This window comes from Streptomyces sp. 378, assembly GCF_030124145.1.
Lineage (GTDB): Bacteria > Actinomycetota > Actinomycetes > Streptomycetales > Streptomycetaceae > Streptomyces.
Genome location: NZ_JASKMS010000053.1, coordinates 1 through 21,057, shown reverse-complemented (window position 1 = coordinate 21,057; position 21,057 = coordinate 1). Strand labels below are relative to the sequence as shown.

Here is a 21,057-nt window from a genome sequence, read left to right as displayed (position 1 = left end):
CGGCTCCCGCACCGGGGCGCGACATCCGTGAGACCGCAGGACCACCAGCCGCAGTCGCGCGCGAGCCCGTATTTCCGGACGCTCACGAGCTCGGCCGGCAACCGCTCCCCGGACGTGATTGACAGCCTGCCGTTCCTGCGCGAGCGCGACGTCGCCGTGCTGGGCAACGACGGCGTGCAGGACGTGCAGCCGTCCGGCTACGGCCCGGACCTGACCAGGCCGATGCACACGGTGGGCCTGGTCGCCCTCGGTCTCTGGCTCATCGACAACATGGAGCTCACTGAGCTCGCCGCGGTGTGCCGCGACGAGCCCCACTGGGAGTTCTTCTTCGCCGCGCTGCCCTGGCGCATGGTCGGGGTCACCTCCAGCGCCAGCAATCCAGTGGCGGTCTTCTGATCCTCGCGCCGAAACCCGCCCCCAGTTCATCCGAAAGGACTTCTGTCCGTGCCTACTACGGCAGTTCTCGTCATCGACATGCAGAACGGGTTCCTGCACCCGAAAGGATCCCTCGCCAGGGCCGGTATGGGTCGCGCGGACGCCGAGCCCGCCATCCGCGCGACCCGGGACCTACTCGCCGCAGCCCGCAGGTCCGGACTGCCCGTGCTCTACACCCGGCAGGTCATCGGTGAGGGCGGACCGGAGATGTCCCCCGGGTGGCGCGCGGCCGCGGCACCGGCCCTCGCCGTCGAACCACGCATGCTCAGCCACGGCAGCTGGGACGCCGAGATCCTCGACCGGCTCGCTCCGGTCGCGGGCGAAGTGGTCATCGACAAGAACCGCTACGACGCCTTCCTGTATACCGACCTCGAAGATCGTCTGGCATATGCGGGTTCTGCGGTTTCTCATCCGCCGTCTCGGGTTGCGCTCGTACGCTCCGGCACATGGTGGACCCGGAGGTGCATGAGCGGCTCACCGCGCGCCGCGCGGAGCTCGATGAACTCGAAGAGCATCTGGTCAAGCAGCTGTCCGAGGTGCGGGCCGAGCGGGACGAGCTGGCCGTGGCGGTGCGGGTGTGGCAGCGGATGAGCGAGCAGCTCGCTGACGAGCGGGCAACGGCCGGGTCGCCGGTGGTGCAGGTGGCGGGTCGGGCGGTGCGGCTGATCCCGGACCGCGCGTCAGGGGTGGCCGAGTCCGCGCTGCCAGCGGACTACCAGCGCATCCTGGCCGCCTTGCGGCAGGCCGGCGGGCCGGTCGCCACCCGGGCCGTCGGTGAGGCGTTGGGTCTGGACACGGGGGTGCGGGGCAAGCTGGAGCCGCTGCGCGGGAAGTTGACCAAGCTGGCCGATCGCGGCTGGCTGCACAAGCGGGGTGACGGCAAGTTCACCGTGCGCCCGTAGTCGCCGGACTCGAAGAGCGGACGGGCGTAACCGGCGGGCCCCCGGCGGCAGTTGAGTTTGATGTGAAGAAAAACAACGAAACCGTCGAGGGCCCTGACGGCCTTGTCCACACCGCCCGCCTGCCACTGTCGAGCGCCACCTTGAACTATCTCGCCGATCTGATCCGCGGCCACTGCAAGAAGATCCGCTCGCCGTGGCGGGCGCTGCCCGCCGGGAAGATCGCCGGGATCGTGCTGGCGGTGCTGCGCTGTGACCAGCGGCCCGGCGACCTGGCAGGCGGCAACGGCATCCACCGCACCACCGTGAGCCGGTGGGTGCGCGAGGTCGTCGGCCTGCTGGCCGCCCGCGCCCCGCGCCTGGACCGCGCGCTCAAGAAGATCGCCCGAATGGGCGGCGGCATCGTACTGCTGGACGGCTCGCTGATACGCACCCGACGCCGCACCGGAGACGCGAATCGGAAGAACTGCGCCGTTAAGAGCAAATGCCACGGACTACTCGTGATCGCACTCACCGACGATCGTGGCCGGCTGCTCTGGGTCTCCGCGGCCCGGCCCGGACGCACCTCGGAGATCACCGCCTGCCGACACGACCACCTCACCGCCCATCTGCGCGCGACCGGCCTCCGCGCCATCGCCGACCTGGGCTTCATCGGCCTCGATGACAACGACGACCCGGAGGCCGACCCGGCCGTGATCACCGGCTACAAGGCCGCCCGCAACAGGCCCCTGACCTCCGGCCAGAAACTGTCGAACACCGTGCTGGCCGCAGTCCGCGCCCCGGTCGAGCACGGCTTCGCCCATCTGAAGAACTGGCGCGTCCTCACCAAGCTCCGCACCGACCCGAAGTCGGCGACCGCCCTGGTCAGGGCCCTGCTGGTGCTAACCAACCGCGAAATCACCCGCTGACCGATGATCTTCGCGAGAGGCATCCGCCCACGACCAGCCCGAGAATCCCGAAGGCGACTCACGCCAGACCCGTGACCTGCGACTTCACGATGCACACTGCTCTGTGAACGCTGAGCGGCTGCCGGGGCGGAGAGCCCTCCGCCGGATGATGCGCTGACCCCGCACGGTATCCCCAACCCTTGGGTGGGACTACGCTGTGGGGTGAGGCCCCAGTCCCCGGTTTCGACGCTGTGTTCCGCTCCCGGGGAGGCCCGCCGTGTTCGTCCTGCTCCTCATCCTCATCGTGGTCCTGTTCGGCTTCGGCTTCCTCAATCCCATCTGGTGGGTGGCCGGGGCGGTGCTCGTCTACGGCGTCACCCGCCACGGCCGCGATCGCGGCGGAGGCCGGAGCCGTGACGGCCGTTCCGATCTCGGGAACTACCGGGACTACCAGGAGCTCCGGGACCGTCGGGAACGCTGGGACCGCCGCTACAGCCGTCAGAACCGGGCACGCTGGCGGCGCGAGGACCGTCGGGGCCACGAACATCGCAGGTGACCCGGGAGTGGACCCACGGGACAGGACGTCGTCGCACTGCGCGCCGAGACGATCAGTTGCGGCGGACGTTGGCCGGCCGCACGGTCATCGACCGGGCCCGCGGCATGGTGATGGTGCTGATCCCGTGCAGCCATGGGGCGGCCAGGAAGCCGCTGGTGGATTCACGGCAGTGCGACGCCGGGTTTCCGGAGATGGCCGCGGCCCTGGCCGCCGTCCGGGAGGGCGAGCCGCTCGCGGAGCGTATGCGGCGGGCGCTGCGTCGTACGCCGCGGCGATTTCACATGGAAGACCAGGAGTGCGACTCACGACAACCGGGCGGATCGCCCAGGTGGGGAGAGGCCATGATTCACGTAGCCGACGTCCGGGAATGGCGCGACCGCGATGTCGTCGACACCGAGTCGCACAAGATCGGTGTCCTGGAGGCGGTGTATGTGGACACCACCACCGACGAGCCGGCCATGGCCACGGTACGGACCGGACTGCCCACCCGGCGCCGTCTGGTCTTCGTCCCTCTTGAGGACGCGATCGCCGGGCCCGGCTACCTCAAGGTCGGCTATGTCAGAGCGCTGGTGAAACAGGCCCCTTCGATCGGCACCGACGACGTCCTGCCCGCCGAGCAAGAGGAAGCGATCTTCAGGCACTACGGACTGGTCTACGAGCCCGGTGCGGCCGGAGAACGGCAATTGGCGCGTCGCTGATCACCTGAGGACGGGATGACTGCCCTGTGAGGTACGGACCATGCACCATATGACCACCCCCCGTGACGGACAGCGGTTGTCGAGAACCGCGCCCTCGGCGGAGGACGCGGTTCTGCTTGCCGAAGTCGTCGAACTGCGCGCCGAGAACGAGCACTTGGGGCGAGCGCTGGCGAGCCGCGCGGTGATCGACCAGGCACGCGGCATGATGATGGCCCTGGCGCCGTGTCCCAGTGACCGGGCCTGGGACCTCCTGGTGGACGTGTCGCAGCACTGCAACATCAAGCTCCGCGACGTGGCTGAGGCCTTGGTCGCCACGACGGAGGACGGGACGCTCCCGGAACCGATACAGCGCGAACTGCGCCGAGCACTGAGGCGCCTCCATGCGGAGGACCGGAGATGACGGCGCACACGCCCGGCGGACGGCACCGGAAACCGTGAGTTCAACTCTCCGGTGCCTTCGTCCAGGACGGCCGTCGGACGCCTCTGCTGTGCAGCCCGCCTCGTGGATCTCGAACGTCGCGGCCCTGGCGAAAGCGGACAGCCCGGGAACCCGCCGGGTGTGCTTCGGATGAGGGCGGGCATGCGCCTTGCCGCGCACAGAAGCTGTGCGGCCGGGTCCGCTCCGCCGGGAACGAGTGCGCTTCGCTCCACGGTCGCGAACCCTCCGTCCACGAGATCGCCGCGCACGCCGGTCTCACCGAGTCGGAGGCACGGCTGGGCGAGGGGCGCGGGAGGGTTTCACCGCAGTGTCCCTGGACGCCGGTACGCGGCTGCTCCGAGCACAGCCATCCACCGACCGACATGCTCGGTGGCCCGGAGCCCTGCTGCGACCTGATCGTCAACCGTGAGGCTCTCCGCCCGCTGCCGACGCGGCCCGAACGCGAACGGTGAGTCCGCTCCGAGTCGGACCGTGTGACGACGTCCCGGGTGCACGGGCGGCACCGGACTGCCAGGGACCGGGCTCGGCCCCCAGCGGAGAAGCCGGCGTGCCCCGCGGTTGCCGGAACCGGCAGGCGGCCTTCGAACCGCCGTCTGATCGAGGACGGCGCAGAGCAGGAGCGGGCCACGCCAGGGCGTGGGTCAGGACTCCAGGCCGGTGAGGGGTTCGGATTCGTCGATGAGGGCGCGGGCCACATCGGCCAGGCGCCGGTTGTGGGCGCGGGCGTAGCCGCGCAGCGCGGTGAACGCCTGCTCCATGTCGATGCCCTGGCGTTCGGCGAGTTTCCCCTTGGCCTGTTCGATCAGTACCCGGCTGTTCAGCGCGGTCTGCAGTTGTTCGTTGAGCACTGTGCTGCGCCGAGTGGTGCGTTGTTGCAGCAGGCTGATGGTGGCGACGTCGGCCAGGGCCTGGGCGACGAGTGTGGCGGCCGGGTCGAAGGGGCCGGGCGCGGCACGGAAGAGGTTCAGGGCACCCACGGTCTCGTCCCGCAGGCGCATGGGCAGGGCCTGGACGGCCCCGAATCCGCTGCGGTGGGCCACCGTGACGAAGTGCGGCCAGCGGTCGACCTCCCGGGTCAGGTCGGGGATGATCACCGGTGCGCCGGTGCGGAAGCAATCGAGGCATGGGCCTTGGTCGTTCTGGAGCTGGAAGAGCTCCAGCAGGCGCACCTGCTCGTCGGATGCGGCCATGACGCGGAGTTTGCCGTCCCGGTCGGCGAGCAGCACCCCGGCGGCGCTCGCGTCGAGCATGCCGACGCAGCGGTCGGTGAGCAGGCGCAGGAAGTCGATGAGGTCGAAGTCGGCGACCAGGTTGTCGGCCAGCTCGACGAAGGTCTTGGCCAGAAGCTGTTGATCCATCGGAGGCACCCTCGATTGAGACTAGTCCCTGCCTGAAGCGGCGGGAAGTACGGCACGTTTCTCGGCCGGCGCCCATGCGTCAGGTTTCGTCATCGGCCTGGTCAGGTTCCGTGTCCGGGGAGAAACGGATCCGACGGGCCACCACGTCCGCGGCCACGTCGGCGAGCCGGCGCCCCTGCGCATAGGCGTGGGCACGAAGCCGGACGAAGGCTTCCTCGATGCCAACGCCGAGCTGGACGGTCAGGATGCCGCTGGCCTGGTCGATCTCCGCCCGGTACGCGCCCAGGTCCTCCGCGGGGGCGCGGCGGGACCCGCCCGCCTCGTCGATTCGCGCGTCGTCGAGCAGCACCAGAGTCGCGAGATCGGCGAACGCCAACGCGTCTGCCAGTTCCTCTGCGCTCAACCGGACCGGAACGCGGGCGTACAGGTCCAGAACTCCCGGGCTGATCGCCCCCATCTGCAGAGGGAGCGCGAACACCGCGCGTGCCCCGGCTTCCAGGGCGGCCTCGGCGAAGACCATCCCACGGTCCTGGAGGTCATGGGTGAGCAGATCGGGTGTCAGGACGGCCGAGCCGTGCAGGAAGGCGTCCACGCAGGGTCCTTCGCCCAGCGTGAGCTGGAGCTCTTCCAGTTGCTCGCTGATGTCGTCGGTGCTGCACAGCGGGTGGCTCGGCCCGGTCCGGGACATCGCCGACAGCCCGGCCCCGCTGATCGGCAGCGCGGCCACGGCCGCGGTGCACACGTCCACCACACCGACCCGGGCAGCTCGCCGGGCCGCCTGCTCCGCCACCAGCATCCGTATGCGGGTCGACCGGCTGTCAGGGCCCACCCGGGCCACCGCCTTCAGGCAGGGTGACAAGGCCCTCCAGCCTGGCCGTGGTGCGTTCCCCGACGGGAAGCACCAGCACGCGGAGCGTGGTGGCACCGGCCGGCCTGCGGAACACTCCGATGTCCAGCCACCCCCAGGAGCGGAGCGCAGCGAGGGTTGCGGGATCGGCCCGGCCCGCCAAGGTGACGCCGAGTGACGCCTGGTGTTCGGTCAGCAGCCGTTCCTGCACACGACGGGCGAGGTCGCGGTCCTGCGGGTGTGGCCGGACAAGGACGTCGCCGAACGCGAAGACCCTGCCGGACAGCGTGAGTTGATCGATGTCGCGTGGCAGTGTTCCGTCGAAGCATGCCCACCAGGAGCCGTCGCCGCGTACCGGGAATCCGAAGGCGCATCCCATCAGTCTGTCCGTCTCTGCGATCACCATGGCGAATCCCGGCCGGCGCATGTCCGTGGTGAGACGGTCCATGAAGTTCTGGCGGCTGGGACGGCGGTACGCATCACCCGGCGCCGTCACGCGAGACTCCACATACAGATCGGCCAGATCCTCGCACAGGTCCTCCACCAGCCAACGGTTCAGCCGACGTATCCGCGCCGGAGCCATGGCCGAGGGCTCGCCGTCCCCCGGCTTCCGTGACTGTCCCCGCCCGGGTTCGGCCGTCATCGCACATCGCCCGGGAGAACAGGCGCAAGCGGGGCAGACCGGTACGGCGGGGCCGCAAGGGGCGGGGCCGGGGTGTCGCCGAGAGGAGGTGGCAGGTGGCCGGGAAGGCCGAGGAGCAGGAACCCGCAGTCGGTGAGGTCGAGAATCCGAACCAGCGTCGTCGGCGGATGGTGCAGTCGCAGGGTCCCGCCGACCACGGTGGTCTCCTGCGCAGCGCGGAGGAACGTGTTGAGTCCGCTGCAGTCGCAGAAGGTGACGGGGGTGAGGTCGACGTCGATGGCGCGGATACCGTCCAGCAGGCACCGCTCCAGGGACACGCGCACCAGCGGCGCGGATTCGAGGTCGATCTCACCGGCCAGGGTGATCAGCGCCCGTGTGCTTCGGTCATGGCGGTTGACGGTGAGTTGTGGCAGGGGCATGACGCCTCGGTTCGGAAGACCATCCGGCAGCGGGCGCGGAGGTGCCGGAGTTCCGGTCCCTGAGCGCGCTCCCGGCAGGGGCGTATGTTCGGCGGAGGCAGCGCAACGGCCGGTTCGACAGCCTGTGCAACAGGACAGTGGACCCACCCGGTTCCCTCCAGGGATGCGCCGGGTGACAGACGAAGAGTCCGCACCCCGCAGCCATCTGCGTTCAGTAAGAGCATGCCGCCGGGGTCTGGGACGTCTACCAGTAGCCTAGTCCTCGCGTTGTTTGATGGAGGGTTCGAAGCCGCTCGATCCCAGGATGTGGACAGTGCAAAAGGCACGGGGCGCGCGATATGCGAGGCACTGCGCGGTACTCGGACGTGAATCACCGCGGCCGACGGCCGTCCGCGCACGGCACTCCGGACGCCGCCCGAGGAGGTGGCTGGCATGACGGAGTGCGTCCCGGTCCCGGCGTGGACCCAGCGCGCGAGGACGAGGGGAGCACGCCACCGAGCGGCTGCGGGACCGAAAGCTCGCTGACCGCACTCGCGAGCGGAGCGAGTCGGTGATGCGGCTGCACGTCCTGCCCGCCTTCGGGGCCGGGAGCGTGGCCGGTGACGACGGCCGGGTGCGCAGCCGGCGCGGCAAGCTCCTCGCGGCCGGCCTAGGTGAGCCGACGGTGGTCAAGGCGTACCAACTGCTGCGCGCCCTGATGAACACGGCCGTGGATGACGAGCTGATCCGGCGCAACCCGTGCCGCACCAAGGGTGCGGACCGCTACGACGTGCCCGAACGGCCTGTCCCCACGGTGGCAGAGGTCTTCGCCGTGTCCGACTCGATGGCGCCGCGCTATCGGCTGCTCGTGCTCCTGGCGGCCTTCACCACTCTGCGGTTCGGGGAGCTGGCGGCCCTGCGGCGCCGGGACATCGACGTGGAGGGGCTGACCGTCACCGTGCGCCGTGCTCAGGCCGAGTTGCGGGACGGTCGGCTCTTCGACAAGGCACCGAAGTCCGCGGCCGGGGTGCGCTCCGTCTCCTTCCCGGCCGAACTCCTCGACGCGGTCACGCACCACCTGGAGCACTTCGCCGCTCCCGGCCGTGAGGGTCACGGCTTCGTCGGGCCGCAGGGGGGGGCAGTTGCGGCGCGGCAACTTCCGCGACGACTGGGTCAAGGCCCGGAAGGCGGCTGGCGTCACGGCCGAGCTGCACTTTCACGACCTGCGGCACACGGGCAACACGTTGGCCTCCACGGCCGGGGCCGGCACGCGGGAGCTGATGACGCGGATGGGGCACAGCAGCTCCAGGGCCGCGCTGATCTACCAGCACATGACCAGCGACCGTGACCGGGCCATTGCCGATCGGCTCGGGGCCATGACTCGCGAGAGCCAGGATGTGAGGTGCCTCCGGACCACGGCCTGTCCGACAGGCGACGAACGGCACGGTCGAGCACACCCTTCGCTCGACCAGCCGTTGCCGGTGGCTCGCTTCAGCCGATCTTCGCGGACTCGTCGAAGAACCTGACGATCCGGGGCAGGGCTTGCCACACCGACCCGTTGTGGTCGTGGTCGCCGACGTCGGTCAGCCGGCGTGCGGCGCCGTTCCTCGTCAACTGGTCGGCACAGTAGGCCGAGTGACTGAAGTCGACATCCCTGTCACCCCGGCCGTGGAAGATCTCCACTGGTACGTTCGGCCGCCAGTCGCACGTGTTGTCCATCGGGCGCAACTTGTCCTTCAGGACACCGTCGGGCTTGCGGATCTTGTTCAGGAAGTCCTCGGTGAACAGGTCCTTGGAGGTCGCCGGGAGTTCGCTGACGATCTGCCCCGCGGTGTGATGGCCGTCGAAGAGACCCTCCACCCTGCTGTCGTAGGGGGAGCGGAAGACGTCGCCGGGTGACGTGTAGAGGCCGTACATCTTGTTCCAGGCGGTGACGAAGTAGGCGAGGTAGATGCCGGATTTGGCGATCTTGTCGTCGGCCGCGTCGGCCTCGAAGGCCGAGAGGTTGTAGGGGCCGCTGACCGGGGCGAGTGCCCCCGGCCTGAAGTAGCGGTCGGCGCCCTCCTGCTGAAGCGCCCGGCCTACCAGCATGGTGGCGGGGCCGCCCTGCGAGAACCCGCTGACCTGGACCTTCCGCTTCAGCTCCCGGCCGTTCCGGTGGGCGAAAGTCCGGGCTGCGCGCAGGCCGTCCACCGAGGCCGCGACGGTGGCCCGAGGGTCACCGTAGGGGTGGAAACCTTCGCCCGAGCCGAGGCCCACGTAATCGGGTGCCGAAACGGCCCGCCCGGTCGAGGCGAACAGCAGGGCGACGAGCCGGTCGTTCGACTTCGGATTCTCCGAGGCGACGTCCTTGCGGTAGACGGTGGTGCCGTGCAGCCAGGAGACGGTGGACAGGTGGCGCGCCCCGTTCTTGGGCAGGACGACGAGCTGGCTCGCGGTCGTGGGGGCGCCCGCGCTGTCAGTGGTGCGGTAGGTGACCCGATAGGCGGTCACGCCATAGCGGACCTGGGAGGAGTCGATCTTTCCACGGAGTTCCCCCGCCACTTCCTCCGCTGTGAGGTCGGCCGCTTGCTCGACGGAGACGACGGCCCCGCCTTGTGCCCGCTCGCTGTGGGAGCCGGCCGCCGCCGAGACCGGAGCCACCAGGGCGGACACACTGCCGAGGACCGCCGCACCAGCCAGAATCCGGATACTTGTTCGCCGTAAGATCATGGATGGATCATGCCCGTCGGCCGATTCGCTGGGACATGGAGCGACCCCCCGGACCGCAAAGGGGGAAGCCCCCTCAGGGGCCGTAGGGAATACCGGATGGTGCGGAGGAGTGGACCGTACAGTTCGGCATCGGATGGCTCGGGCCGAGGGCGAGGGCCACCACGGCTTCGTCCGGGACGTCGATGGGCGGTGGGTGGTGTGCCACGCGGTCCGTCGGACACGCCCTGAGGAATGGTGCCCCAGACCTGGTAGCGCGAGTGGCACGGGTATGACACGACCCCCGGAATGTCGAAGGGCCGGCCTCGGAGGAAACCCCTCCTGAGCCGGCCCTTCTCTCTGTGCCCCCGGCAGGATTCGAACCCGCGACACCCGCTTGAGGAGGGCAACAGGATCTGTAGCCCAGACAGCGACCGGTGCCCCTCCCGAGCCGTCCTTCTCGCCCTCATCGCTGCTGTCAGCGCTGAGCGCGTCGCCAACACGGTCGAAGGCCGGCCGCTGAGCGTACAACGGGCAGAGCTCCGGAGAGGGTGATACCTCCGGGGCTCTGTGCTCTCGGGTGGCGCAGGTCAGAGGAAGGCGCAGGTCCCGCCGCTACTCCTGGTGTTCTTGAAGTACCACCCGATGTTGTTACGGGTCTCTTCGCCGTAGCCGCCGTCCGTGCCGATCTTCTCTTGCCCCTGCGCGTAGATGAGCGCGGTCTTGGTGTTGGTGCCGAAGATTCCGTCTTCGGCCAGGCTCCGGCCGTAGCACTTGTTGAGCGTGATCTGCAGAGCCTTGACGCCGGAGCTGTTCGCCCCCTTGTACATCTGGCAGTCGATGTTGCCGTTGTAGGCCGGAAGCTTGGCAACGAGGTGGCCGGCGCCGGGCATGGCCTTGCTCGCCTGGCCGTTGCAGTAGCCCGCGTAGGCGGAGGCGGGCGTCGCGGTGGCCAGGCCGAGCCCGGCGCCGGACAGTGCGACGGCTGCGGCGGAGATCCCCACCTTGGTGCGCAGCGCGCGGAGCTTGTACATGTTTCCCCTTTTACCTCTACGCAAGTCGGCTGTCCTGGTCTGCTCCGTCACGCGTTGCCGGTTGGCGCTCAGAAGCAGCTCCAACGCCCGTTGCCGCTGTACTGGTAGGCCCACTCGATGTTGTTACGGGTCTCTTCGCCGTAGCCGCCGTCCGTGCCGATCTTCTCTTGCCCCTGCGCGTAGATGAGCGCGGTCTTGGTGTTGGTGCCGAAGATTCCGTCTTCGGCCAGGCTCCGGCCGTAGCACCTGTTGAGCGTGATCTGCAGAGCCTTGACGCCGAGGTTGCTCGCGCCCTTGTACATCTGGCAGTTGACGTTCCCGTTGTAGGCCGGAAGCTTCGCGTGGAAGCCGGAGTTGGAGATCTCATCGTCCACCCACCCGTTGCAGTAGCCCGCATAGGCAGCGGAGGCGGGCGTCGCGGTGGCCAGGCCGAGCCCGGCGCCGGACAGTGCGACGGCTGCGGCGGAGATCCCCACCTTGGTGCGCAGCGCGCGGAGTTTCCTCATGCTTCCCCCTGAAGTCTGTGGCACAGACGGCCCCTCGTGGAGCCAGCAGTACCACTGTGTCGGAGGGAGCCGGGCCGGCAGAACCTATAACGTTTCAGGTTTGCCCCGCGTCAGCGCCTCGATCGGAGGAGGGACGAGCCCCAGCCGTCTTCGGCCCGCGAGGAAGACCACGGTGGCTCCTGAACGGACCGGGCGCCGCTGCGGCTCGAGGGCGCCTCCGTTCCCCGTGATTCCCCGCTGTTCCCCGGCCGAACCGGTGCGCTTGTGGTGCGGGGCTGGAACACCGGCGGGTCCTGTGTCAGTGCCTGCGGCTATGGTCTCGGGCGCGCGGTCGGCTTCCGGGGGTTCCAGCTCTGAAGGGAATGGTTGCATCCCCGGTCTGTCTGGGGGCGGCCCGGAGATCCGTCCGGGACCTGACCGACGGCCGGGCTTCGTCGATGGCCAGGGAACGACCTGCCAGCGCCGGCCGCGCACCACTTCTCCCACGAGGTGAGGCGGGCGCACGATGTCCAACTGTGGTGGTGGGCACGGAGTTCGCGTACGGGGGTGTTCACCTGCGTTCATGGGAGGCCGACGGCGGAGACGTTTGCGCGGGCGGATCTCCGCTGAACGAGAATGAACGCTGCTGAATGAGACGGAAAACTGAGACGGAGCCCGCGCATAACTCGGGTGACGGATGGCTGCGGTCGGCGCTAGCGTGCGGCGGTGATCAGCAACGAGGGAGCACGCTTGGGTGCGGAGGCCGCACGTCGCCTGGCACAGACAGGCATCTACGAGTTCGAGCCGGGGCTGACGGACGCCGAGTTCGCTCGCATCGAGCACGAGTACGGCTTCGAGTTCGCGGACGATCACCGAACCTTCCTTGCGGCCGGGCTCCCGGTCAACGTCCCTCCCGAGGACGGGCAGACCTGGTCCAGGCCTTGGCCGGAGTGGCGCGGCGGCGATCTGGACAGCTTGCGCCGACAGCTCGACTGGCCGATCGAGGGCGTTCTGCTCGACGTTGAGCACAACGGGTTCTGGTACGAGGGCTGGGGTGAGCGTCCAGCCGACGGAACGGCGGCACTGGCTACGGCGCGGCATTCTCTAACGGAGGCGCCGGTGCTGGTGCCCGTGTATGCCCACCGATACCTGCCGGCTGGCCGGGGAAGCTTCGGGCATCCGGTGCTCTCGATGTGGCAGACCGACATCATCTATTACGGCCAGGACCTGGCCGACTACATGCATCAGGAGTTCGACGAGGCGCGGGGCGATGTCGACGATGGCTGGAGCCCGCGAGCGACGGTCCCCTTCTGGCGGGACCTTCTCTAGCCCGGGCATGCTGCGGGCGCCTCAGCTTGGGAAGCTGCGATCATTCGAGGCCTGTCCGGGCAATGAATTGGGGGACGCCCTGGCTGCGCCTCCTCAGGGCGGACCGCATTCACCGTGATTCCCCGCCGTTCCCCGCCTGATCTGGTGCGCTTGTGGTGCGGCTGCCCGGCGCGCGCGTTCCGCTGTGCCGACGCGCACCTGGGGCTGCTGGGCGAGCAGGCCGCTGTCCGTAGGTGATCAGGGCCCCCGCTTTCCAGAGTGAGTGCTCCCCGGCTGGCAGCTGGGAGGGCGACGAGAAGGGTGCCCTCGCCGGCGTCATGGCTGATCAGGTCGAGCGACCGATCCCGACTGGATCACCCCAGGTCGAACGCGTTCGGCAGGCCGGCCTTGAAGCGGAAGTGGTCGTGGCGTTTGAGGCTCTCGAGCTCCGGCGGCCGAAACAGCGGGGTGACCGTGCAGCGCGGCGCACTCGAACCTGTTTGATCAAGAAGGGCATTGACCGCCTGACGGGCCGAGGCGTTCGCGCCCTCCATGGTGGCGAGGTCGATGTCCACGGCGACGTAATCCCCGGACAGGAAGAAGTTCGGGACCGTGGTCCTGGCTGATGGGCGGTTGTGCAGCGTGCCCACGGGGTGGATCAGCAGCTCGTCCTGGTTGGTCGGGTGCGGGGTGCCGATCCCGTCCACTCCGGGGTCCAGGAACCACGAGTGCAGCGTGCCGTCGCGCAGCACTGTCTTGCCGGTGTCGTTGAGTGCGTCCTTGAGCTGTGCCCACACCTCGCGTGCGACCTCCTCGCGGGTGCACTGTTTGGCCGTTTTGCCGTACAGGACGCCAGGCTTGTCCCACTCGGAGATATCCACCGACAGACACTCCTTGGCCACGCCGTCGCCGTAGTCGGCGGCGAAGTCACGCCCTGGCCAGTGCCGGGCCTGGGCGATCGCGGTCAGCGACCATGGCGAGTCGATGCAGTTGAAGTGGCCCTGTACCACGGGCGGCGTCTCGGTCAGATAGAACTGAAGGCCCGTCATCCAGTCCGTCTGCAGCTTGTCGCAGCGCGCCAACTGCGGGTCGGCAGCACGTAATCCGGCACTCCAGGTGCGCCGCGCGTGCTCCACCGGCATGGCGGAGACATAGTGATCGGCGGTAATGGAGCGACGGACGCCGTCCGCATCCTCGATGACGGCCTCGGAGACCCGCCCGTCTCCGCCCAGCCTCACCTCCTGCACGGTCCAGCCGATACGGAACTCCACGCCCAGGGAGGTGAGATGAGCCACCCAGGGGTCGATCCAGGCCTCATTGGTGGGTGCGTTGAGGATCCGGTCGGGTGGGCCGTCCGCACCCCGTCCGAGCGCGTTGAAAACGAAGGCCTCGCCGAGGGTGCCGACCGTGCGGGTGCTGGCCTCCTCAGCCTTGGTGGCGACGATGTTGCGGGTGACGCCGACCGCGAGGATGCGCTGGTACTCCTTCGACATCTGCCCGGCGCGTACGAAAGTCCACCAAGGGGTGGCTTCCCAGGTGGAGTTGCGGCGCGCGTCGCAACTGGTCAGGAAAACGACGGCGCGGTTCACGAAGTACGCGATCTCATGGAGAGGAAGATGGAATCCCGTCTCCAGGAGACCGGTGAGGGCGCGTCTAATGTCGTCGAGGGTGAGCTCGGCGGGCTCCTTCTCCCCGGGGATGGGTATCCGCAGATCCTCGCGGCCGTTGTTCCGCGCGAACATCATCTCCTTGGGTGCGATCAGGTTGTCCCAGACGCCGCCTGCGTTCCCGGGAAAGGGGATGCGCCGCATCGTGTCGGGGAGGTTGTGGTAAATCCCCGGGATGAAGCGGAACCCGTGCTCCGCGGGCAGTGGCTTGCGGCTTCCCTTCGCGCTGTCCGGTACGTCCATGGAGCGGGCCTTGCCGCCGAGCGCCCGGCGCTCGTAGACGGTCACCGCGAAGCCCCGCTCGGCGAGTTCATGCGCCGCCGTCAGTCCGGCGACGCCACCGCCGAGCACGGCGACGGCCTGCTGCCGTCCCTGCGCCGGTGCCGCTGAAGCCGCCGTGCCGGTGCCCAGCGCCACCGCTCCGCTTGCGGCCGCGGCCCCCACGACAAAGGTGCGTCGCGTGCTTCCCGTTCGCCCCATGACCGGTCTCCCCTACCGTCGGTAACGCCTGCGGTCCGGCGGAGGAGCCTAAGGGAGCACCCCTCGACGCGGAAGGCATGGACATGACTGACGTGGGCATGCGCTCGAATGTGGCGCGTTTGCGTTGCCGGAGAGCCGGTCGCATCACCGCCAGGGGTGATCGAAGTGGCGTAGACGGCATGCCACATCGCACGCCGCACAGGAACCGAGAAGCGTCGTCGACGGTGACGGAGCCGGGTGGCCAAGAGCCGGGTAGCGCAGGGTGGGGGATCGCACTTGGGTTCGTCCGGGCGCGGGGCGATTACGCCGAGACCGTGTAGGGCGCGGTTCACCTCGGGGTACTGGCCGCGCGACTCTTCCAGACGCCGTTGGAGTCCGCGATGCTGTCGCGGGTCTTGTCGAGGGATTCGTAGATCGCCGTGGTCCGCTGTTCGAACCTGGGAGGGCGCCGCCGGTGTCGGCGGTGCCCTGCAGAGCACGTGGACAGACGTCCGGCAAGGTGCGGCACCGGAGGATTCCGGCGCCGCACCTTCCGTTGGCGCGGTGGTGGCAGGCAGCGTTTCGATCAACGTTCTTCAACAATGAACCCCAGGTCGCTGACCTGGGGTTTTCATTGGAGCGGGTGACGAGAATCGAACTCGCGCTCTCAGCTTGGGAAGCTCGGGTCCTTTTGCGGCAGATGATGCGCTGACCTGCGGGGCGTGGTGATGGAGCTCTGGTTGCCCCTGCGGTCAGCCCCTGCTGTTCCCCGTTGTTCCCCGCAGGATCTGGCACGGGTCTGGCATGAGACTGTCAGACCCAAGAGGAGGGGTGCGCCGCGCGTCAGCCAGATTCGGATCAGAGGAGGCCAGCGAAGAGCGATAGCGCTGGACAGGATCGGATCAAAAATTCTTGAGAGGGAGGCTGACCAGGAGGGGAGCGGATCAGCCCGGTCAGTTGAGTGCAGGCGTCCGCAGCGCGGTCCGACCTCAGGCGTTCGCCTCCCTACTCGACGCCTGCATCACGCGCGTCTTCGGCATCAGCTACGACGTCGAGTAAAGACCAGATCTCAAACGCGGTCTGAGCGCACTAAGGGTGACGTGGACCTTCCCACTGGAATGGAGAGGTCCATTCAGGCACTCTTGCCTGAAGTGATCTACATTCCGGCGGTCAAGGAACTTGCTGACGACCCGAAAACGTCCAAAGGCCCCGGACCATGATCGGTCCGGGGCCTTTTGGCTGGTGCCCCCGGCAGGATTCGAACCTGCGACACCCGCTTTAGGAGAGAGGCTGGGGTGTTTGGCCGGTGATCTGCAGCTCTGTTCGTGGAGCTAGGGCGGCAGGTGCGTTCGCCGGTCGCCCGTATTGACCGTGGCTGACCCCTGTATCTGGCACGGTTGTGGCACAGGCTTCACTTATCAGCCGGTGGTTGTGCCGGTCTCGCCGTGGCGGGGGCCAACCGACCGGATGCAGTCACCGAGGGCAGCAAAGGGCACTGGTGGGCCAGCCGCCGCGCGAACCGTGCTCAGGCTGGCGCTGTCCGTGTTCAGGGTGGCGACCACTGGGTGGGGGAGTACGTAGAACTCCCACTGGGCCGTGTCGAGCGGGTTGTAGTCAGCGTGTTCGCGGGCAGTCTGGACGGCGAAAACGTAGACGTCGGCGTTGTACGACTTCGCCTGCGAGTAACCACTACCAGGTGACCATGTGCGAGCGCGGAGCCCACTGAAGCGGAGCGGGGAGGGTGCTCGTTGATCCCAGGCCTGCAGGTAAGCGCCGGCCTTGACTTCGATGCGCAGTCCGTCGTCGGTCTCGACATCGTGACTTGCCCATTCCACACGGGGCTTGTGGGAGCCAACCGCCTGGTGGACCAAGAACTCTGCGAACAGGCCGCGTGTGTTGTTCACGCGGAGGTCCGGCATGGCGAACCGCCAGAAGTCGACCACGGTCGCGTCCGGGACGCCGACGATTGACTCGTCGCCGCGGAGCGGGGGCATGGTACGCGGGGTTAAAGGCAGATGAGCAGACCGCTTCATGCGTCGCAGTCTGCCAGGCCGGCGAAGCGTGGGCGCCTGTACATCGGCTGTCGACAGTTCTTGCCGGAACGCTGGTTGGATGTCCGCAAGGAGTGGAGCCGAGCCCATGCTCTCAGCTTGGGAAGCTTGGGTTCTACGGGGCCGATGGGCTTGCTGACCTGCTGCGGAGCGGACTCATGACCTGAGGGCGTGCTGGATGGATGACCGCCTTTCCCTGTGGTTCCCCGCACTATTCGGCACGGGTTTGGCACGAGGGCATGTTCAGAGGGTGAGTCAGCAGCGCCGCAGATCCGGCCGCCGGAGCCGAGGCCGGTAGAGGTGGTCAACGAGTGGGCTGCGGTCTCCGGGTTCCTGAACGGCTTCGGCACTGGGCCCGGCAGTGCCCACTGGCCGACCGCAGCGAGCTGAGATGAGCGGCTACTCAAGCCACCGCATCGTCGCCAGAATGACTGATATGACGTCGTTGCTGGCCTTACTGGCGGCTCCGGTCGGGGCCGTGCTGACCACACTGATTGGCGTATTCGTTGGGAGCATCGTCAGCAGAAGAGCGCAAGATCGCCACTGGATCAGGGAGCAGCAGGCGGCAGCGTGCGTCCGCGTACTGCGGGAATCATCCTCAGTGCTTGTAGACCTCAGCGACATGGACCGCAACCGGCCTGACGACATCCCTCAGGGCGTGCTGGCCCCGACGACAGTCGACTGGCGCCCCTGGGGCGAGGCCCTCGGCAGCGTCAATCTCGTTGCCAGCAGGGACATTGCAGCAGCCGCGCACGCCATTGATGAGCAGATCTGGCGGTTTCACATTGCCATTCGGCGGGGTCTGACTCCCGAAGAGAACTGGATGGAGCTCAGAGGGAGAGTCGTTGCCGCACAGGGGCACTTCATAGCCGTCGCTCGTCGGCATCTCTCGCTCACCGGAGAACCCCTCCAGCGCCTTGACGGACGCCCCGCACCGGACGACCCGATCTGGCAGACGGGGCGGCTCTAGATGTATTGACCCGCAGCGTTGTTGACGCGGGTCAATACATCTAGAGCCTGGCCTGAGCTCAGTGGCCGTGCGTGCGCCTCGATGCGAACTACTAGCAGCAAGGTCGCTGAGGTCTGACGCACTGAACAGATCGTCTGTCAGAGACACCGGCGGTCGGTGCCAGTCGCCATAGTTGCTGTACCGGGCACGGCTCCGGAGGCCCCGTGAGAGCCGGGCGATGCGGCAGGTCATGGCGCTGCCCACGTTAGATCGAGCGGGACGAGTCCACAGATAGGCCACGATCGGGTGAGCACACGAAAGTTCGATCAACGTTCGGCGCGGAACCGGAGCTGTAGGAGCGCGTCGTCCCTGCCAAGGCGCGTAAGACCACCACAATCTCCCACCGCTGGTGTCATCGAGGCATGCCGCCTAGCCGATGCTTCCAACCAACCATCCGTCATCGGCGTTTGGCGTACATGAGCCGGACGGAGGCCCCACGATGTACATAACACACGAGGGGCCACACATGACGACTACTCTCACAAAAGGCGGCAACGCGCCACTGCCATTCGGCACCTGCCGCGTAACCCTTACCTCGGGCACCACAGGTATCGACGTCTCGGCTGTCCTGCTCAAGCAGGACGGCAAGGTGAGGGGGGACGACGATCTCGTCTTCTACAACCATCCGTTTCAGGACGGGGTTGCCCTGAAAGGCCAGACGATCGTCGCGAACCTGGCCGAGGTACCGGCGGCGGTTGACCGCATCGCCATCGTGGCCAGCATCGACCCCGAACTGCGGGCCACGCACTTCGACGCAGGCAGCACCCCCGCCGCGGTCGTCGACTGCGGCAGCACACAGATCACTTTTGTTCCGCCTCCCCTTACGGATCGGGAGACGGTAGCCATCCTGATCGAGCTGTACAGACGTGCCGGCGGTTGGAAGGCACGGGCGGTGGGTCAGGGCTGGGATACGGGACTAGCTGGCCTGGCCAGGGACGTTGGCATTGTCGTGGATGATCCAGGACCAAGCCCAGCTCAGACGCCAGTTGCAGCCAGGGCCGCTCAAACCCGCCTACGGCCGACTCACCCACCGCGCTCCACCTACGTACCGAGCAGCCCACCACGGACTGCACCAGTCCTTCAGATGGCAACGCCTCGCCCTCTGGGCAAGGTCGCTCTCACCAAGTCCGGTGAGGCGACGATTGACATGCGAAAGGACGACCCGAGCCTGGTTGTTACGGCCATGCTTGAGTGGAACGGCGGCAGCCTGGAGCGACGGCAAGCTGGCGCCGACCTTGACCTCTACGCTCTCTACGTTCCCAAGAGTGTCGTAACCCCGCAGGGGAAGCGTCCAACCAAGTCTGACGAGGTCGTCTACTACCGACAGCTCGGCTCCTCCGTTGCGCCGCCGTACATTGCTTTGGACGGTGACTCCAAGGTGCCAGGTCGAGAGACCATCACCATCCGTCGCCCCGACCTTCAGGGCTACGTGCTCCTATGCGCTTACAGCGCCTTGGAGAACGGCACTGGATCGTTCAAGTCCTACGGGGCCCGAGCAGTCGTCACCGACGGAAGAGGTTCCACCGTCACCGTGCCGCTGTTCAATAACCGCAACTTGTCCTACTGGGTAGCAATTGCCCTCATTGACTTCACAGTTCCCGGCGGCGCTCAGGTCAGACATGTAGAAAAGTACAGCGGGAACCACGTCGAGGCTCGTCCCACGCTGTACTCGAACGGGAACTTCCGGATGAGCACCGGAAAGGTTGAATTCAAGAGTAGGGACAATTGGTAGCCCGGATCCGAATTACACGAGAATCGTGGCATGGACGCGGACGCCAGGCGACCTAGACCGCGAGACGGCTACGTCGGCTACACCCGGTGCGTCTTGCACGGCGACCCCTGCGTCCCGAAGCAACTTGGACGGGGCCGCTGCCTTGGGCTGGTGCGTTCTCACCTGGGCTGATGGTCCGCGGTTGTTCGCGGTTGTTCGTGGGCGTTGTCACGCAGTTAGACCCGCCCCTCAGGTTGGCGTGGCTCCTACAGAGAGCCTGTCCTCAGTCATCCTCGCCGAAGCCGTATCGGATGTTCTCCTGCTTGCAGGATGGGCAAACGATGTAAGCGTGTGAGTTGCTGCCATCTTCATAGGGCAAGTAGCTCGCTCCACCCGAGAGCGATGACTGACACCACTGGCAGGTGCCACCGCCGCGGTTCTTGGCACGGGTCGGCGGGTCAAGAAGCATGCCATCTACGTCGAAGTAGACCCTGAACCCAAAGCAACTGTCGTTGTGGCATTCGTACCGGCCAGCAAGTTCGTCTGAGTCGGCCCACAAAACTTCCCCGCAGTCAGGACACGCTCGCCCCAAGCCACTGTTGCTGCTCGCGGAATTGTCGAAGACGCCCATAGTTGCCCCCTAGATGCCGTTCTTGCAGTGGTTGTCGCCCTTGCGAAGGATATTGCCAGGTAGCAAGCCCTGCTGAGCTCTGCCGACGCCTACCCGGACGAGTCACCAGGGGTCATTGTGGCCGCCGCACGGTGCCTCAGACCGGCTGAGGGCTGAGACGGGCCGCTGCCTGCATGGCCGGCGGTGTCGGCGATGACTCACCGCGGCTTGGTCAGTCGGACCGCCCACATGGGACACCGATGCTGGGGCCGAGATCAGTGGCGGCGGCCAACGAGTGGGCCGCGGTTCTCAGCTCCTTCTCCCATCCCGGAAGCTCATCGGGGCCGAGCCATTCGCTGTAGTCCGCTGCGACGGACAGGAACCGTGTCTCCTCCCGGGTGCGGGCTGTGACCGTCATCGACAGTCCATTGCCCACATCCTGGGGGCTCAGCTCGCCATGGGCGAGGCCGAACGCGAGTCTCACCAGGAGACATCGGCCAGCTGTCTCCTCGTCGGGAAGGGGCATGCCGAGTTCGCACAGGGCTAGAACGTAGAGTTCCCGGGCTTCGGCTGGGTCGCTCCGGCGCGGCAGACCGGCCAGCTCGCGCAGTGCAGGGGAATCACGTCCATCGACAAGCGCATGCGCAGCGAGCATCGGGAGTTCCTCGGCAGGGAGGATCTCCGCCACGTACTGCCAAGCGCTGAACTGCAACCGGTCCATGGGCTCATCGTGGGTGGCGGCAGAGGTCCTGGCCAGCCGATTGTTGTCGTAGCTCCGGCTTCTTCTTGCCCTGGGTCTTGCCGGGGATCTTAGAAGTCGTCTCATTTGGTGAGTCTGCGGTAGCAGATGAGGGTGCAGGCGATGCTGGTGAAGG

General features: G+C 67.5%; 20 protein-coding genes and 1 pseudogene. 11 read left to right on the top strand and 10 right to left on the bottom strand.

The window, feature by feature from the left end:
- Positions 1-114 precede the first annotated feature (114 nt).
- From QNO09_RS38185 to QNO09_RS38160, 7 genes are all read left to right on the top strand, one after another.
- Positions 115-396, top strand: a complete 282-nt coding sequence (locus tag QNO09_RS38185) for a hypothetical protein (RefSeq protein WP_283974830.1) — start codon at positions 115-117, stop codon at positions 394-396.
- 48 nt (positions 397-444) lie between these two features.
- A complete protein-coding gene (locus QNO09_RS40180; RefSeq protein WP_502962406.1) occupies positions 445-1,026 on the top strand; it encodes a cysteine hydrolase family protein in 582 nt (193 codons plus the stop codon).
- Positions 951-1,337, top strand: coding sequence for a hypothetical protein (locus QNO09_RS38180; RefSeq protein WP_502962407.1), 387 nt, complete (start codon positions 951-953; stop codon positions 1,335-1,337). The genes QNO09_RS40180 and QNO09_RS38180 overlap by 76 nt, the downstream gene beginning before the upstream one ends.
- 62 nt (positions 1,338-1,399) lie before the next feature.
- Entirely contained in the window at positions 1,400-2,242 is an 843-nt protein-coding gene (locus QNO09_RS38175; protein WP_283974828.1) for a transposase family protein, read from the top strand.
- A 256-nt stretch (positions 2,243-2,498) separates the two neighbouring features.
- A complete protein-coding gene (locus QNO09_RS38170; RefSeq protein WP_283974827.1) occupies positions 2,499-2,777 on the top strand; it encodes a hypothetical protein in 279 nt (92 codons plus the stop codon).
- Between the two features lie 341 nt (positions 2,778-3,118).
- Positions 3,119-3,475 (top strand): PRC-barrel domain-containing protein, encoded by a 357-nt coding sequence (locus QNO09_RS38165; protein WP_283974826.1) that lies wholly within the window; start codon positions 3,119-3,121, stop codon positions 3,473-3,475.
- A gap of 49 nt (positions 3,476-3,524) precedes the next feature.
- On the top strand, positions 3,525-3,875 hold the full coding sequence (locus tag QNO09_RS38160; RefSeq protein ID WP_283974825.1) for an ANTAR domain-containing protein: 351 nt from the start codon (positions 3,525-3,527) through the stop codon (positions 3,873-3,875).
- A gap of 680 nt (positions 3,876-4,555) precedes the next feature.
- Here QNO09_RS38160 and QNO09_RS38155 read toward each other — a convergent pair.
- The 4 genes from QNO09_RS38155 to QNO09_RS38140 form a co-directional block, all read right to left on the bottom strand.
- Entirely contained in the window at positions 4,556-5,272 is a 717-nt protein-coding gene (locus tag QNO09_RS38155; protein WP_283974824.1) for an ANTAR domain-containing protein, read from the bottom strand.
- A gap of 79 nt (positions 5,273-5,351) precedes the next feature.
- Positions 5,352-6,101, bottom strand: coding sequence for an ANTAR domain-containing protein (locus tag QNO09_RS38150; RefSeq protein ID WP_283974823.1), 750 nt, complete (start codon positions 6,099-6,101; stop codon positions 5,352-5,354).
- A complete protein-coding gene (locus QNO09_RS38145; protein WP_283974822.1) occupies positions 6,091-6,663 on the bottom strand; it encodes a hypothetical protein in 573 nt (190 codons plus the stop codon). The genes QNO09_RS38150 and QNO09_RS38145 overlap by 11 nt, the downstream gene beginning before the upstream one ends.
- A 95-nt stretch (positions 6,664-6,758) precedes the next feature.
- On the bottom strand, positions 6,759-7,181 hold the full coding sequence (locus QNO09_RS38140) for an STAS domain-containing protein (protein ID WP_283974821.1): 423 nt from the start codon (positions 7,179-7,181) through the stop codon (positions 6,759-6,761).
- A 481-nt stretch (positions 7,182-7,662) separates the two neighbouring features.
- Between QNO09_RS38140 and QNO09_RS40175 the strand changes: the two are divergent.
- Positions 7,663-8,548 (top strand): annotated as a pseudogene (locus QNO09_RS40175) (tyrosine-type recombinase/integrase); the annotation flags it as partial.
- A 103-nt stretch (positions 8,549-8,651) separates the two neighbouring features.
- On the opposite strand, the gene QNO09_RS38130 reads toward QNO09_RS40175, so the two are convergent.
- The 3 genes from QNO09_RS38130 to QNO09_RS38120 all read right to left on the bottom strand — a co-directional run bounded on the left by QNO09_RS38130 (position 8,652) and on the right by QNO09_RS38120 (position 11,388).
- Positions 8,652-9,872, bottom strand: a complete 1,221-nt coding sequence (locus QNO09_RS38130) for a lipase family protein (RefSeq protein ID WP_283974819.1) — start codon at positions 9,870-9,872, stop codon at positions 8,652-8,654.
- A gap of 566 nt (positions 9,873-10,438) precedes the next feature.
- A complete protein-coding gene (locus QNO09_RS38125) occupies positions 10,439-10,882 on the bottom strand; it encodes a peptidoglycan-binding domain-containing protein (protein ID WP_283974818.1) in 444 nt (147 codons plus the stop codon).
- Positions 10,883-10,950: 68 nt separating this feature from the next.
- Positions 10,951-11,388: a peptidoglycan-binding domain-containing protein gene (locus tag QNO09_RS38120; protein WP_283974817.1), complete on the bottom strand. Its 438-nt coding sequence runs from the start codon at positions 11,386-11,388 to the stop codon at positions 10,951-10,953.
- 705 nt (positions 11,389-12,093) lie between these two features.
- Between QNO09_RS38120 and QNO09_RS38115 the strand changes: the two genes are divergently transcribed.
- Complete coding sequence (locus tag QNO09_RS38115) at positions 12,094-12,696, top strand: hypothetical protein (RefSeq protein ID WP_283974816.1); 603 nt, start codon at positions 12,094-12,096, stop codon at positions 12,694-12,696.
- Positions 12,697-13,049: 353 nt separating this feature from the next.
- On the opposite strand, the gene QNO09_RS38110 is transcribed toward QNO09_RS38115, so the two are convergent.
- Both QNO09_RS38110 and QNO09_RS38105 read right to left on the bottom strand, forming a co-directional pair.
- Positions 13,050-14,822 (bottom strand): hydroxysqualene dehydroxylase, encoded by a 1,773-nt coding sequence (locus tag QNO09_RS38110; RefSeq protein ID WP_283974815.1) that lies wholly within the window; start codon positions 14,820-14,822, stop codon positions 13,050-13,052.
- A gap of 1,397 nt (positions 14,823-16,219) precedes the next feature.
- Positions 16,220-16,795, bottom strand: coding sequence for a hypothetical protein (locus tag QNO09_RS38105; protein WP_283974814.1), 576 nt, complete (start codon positions 16,793-16,795; stop codon positions 16,220-16,222).
- Between the two features lie 493 nt (positions 16,796-17,288).
- Here QNO09_RS38105 and QNO09_RS38100 point away from each other — a divergent pair, with 493 nt between their 5' ends.
- Positions 17,289-17,822, top strand: coding sequence for a hypothetical protein (locus tag QNO09_RS38100; RefSeq protein WP_283974813.1), 534 nt, complete (start codon positions 17,289-17,291; stop codon positions 17,820-17,822).
- Between the two features lie 505 nt (positions 17,823-18,327).
- Positions 18,328-19,593 carry a TerD family protein gene (locus QNO09_RS38095; protein WP_283974812.1) on the top strand — a complete coding sequence of 422 codons (1,266 nt, stop codon included), beginning with the start codon at positions 18,328-18,330 and terminating at the stop codon, positions 19,591-19,593.
- 821 nt (positions 19,594-20,414) lie between these two features.
- Here QNO09_RS38095 and QNO09_RS38090 read toward each other — a convergent pair.
- Positions 20,415-20,903, bottom strand: a complete 489-nt coding sequence (locus tag QNO09_RS38090; protein ID WP_283974811.1) for a hypothetical protein — start codon at positions 20,901-20,903, stop codon at positions 20,415-20,417.
- Between the last annotated feature and the right edge of the window lie 154 nt (positions 20,904-21,057).

Excerpts from the sequence above, each read along its gene's own strand:
- QNO09_RS38165 (WP_283974826.1), top strand. The coding sequence starts at position 3,119 with ATGATTCACGTAGCCGACGTCCGGGAATGGCGCGACCGCGATGTCGTC.
- QNO09_RS38160 (WP_283974825.1), top strand. The coding sequence starts at position 3,525 with ATGACCACCCCCCGTGACGGACAGCGGTTGTCGAGAACCGCGCCCTCG.
- QNO09_RS38155 (WP_283974824.1), bottom strand. The coding sequence starts at position 5,272 with ATGGATCAACAGCTTCTGGCCAAGACCTTCGTCGAGCTGGCCGACAAC.
- QNO09_RS38140 (WP_283974821.1), bottom strand. The coding sequence starts at position 7,181 with ATGCCCCTGCCACAACTCACCGTCAACCGCCATGACCGAAGCACACGG.
- QNO09_RS38130 (WP_283974819.1), bottom strand. The coding sequence starts at position 9,872 with ATGATCTTACGGCGAACAAGTATCCGGATTCTGGCTGGTGCGGCGGTC.
- QNO09_RS38125 (WP_283974818.1), bottom strand. The coding sequence starts at position 10,882 with ATGTACAAGCTCCGCGCGCTGCGCACCAAGGTGGGGATCTCCGCCGCA.
- QNO09_RS38120 (WP_283974817.1), bottom strand. The coding sequence starts at position 11,388 with ATGAGGAAACTCCGCGCGCTGCGCACCAAGGTGGGGATCTCCGCCGCA.
- QNO09_RS38110 (WP_283974815.1), bottom strand. The coding sequence starts at position 14,822 with ATGGGGCGAACGGGAAGCACGCGACGCACCTTTGTCGTGGGGGCCGCG.
- QNO09_RS38105 (WP_283974814.1), bottom strand. The coding sequence starts at position 16,795 with ATGCCCCCGCTCCGCGGCGACGAGTCAATCGTCGGCGTCCCGGACGCG.
- QNO09_RS38100 (WP_283974813.1), top strand. The coding sequence starts at position 17,289 with ATGACGTCGTTGCTGGCCTTACTGGCGGCTCCGGTCGGGGCCGTGCTG.
- QNO09_RS38095 (WP_283974812.1), top strand. The coding sequence starts at position 18,328 with ATGACGACTACTCTCACAAAAGGCGGCAACGCGCCACTGCCATTCGGC.
- QNO09_RS38090 (WP_283974811.1), bottom strand. The coding sequence starts at position 20,903 with ATGGACCGGTTGCAGTTCAGCGCTTGGCAGTACGTGGCGGAGATCCTC.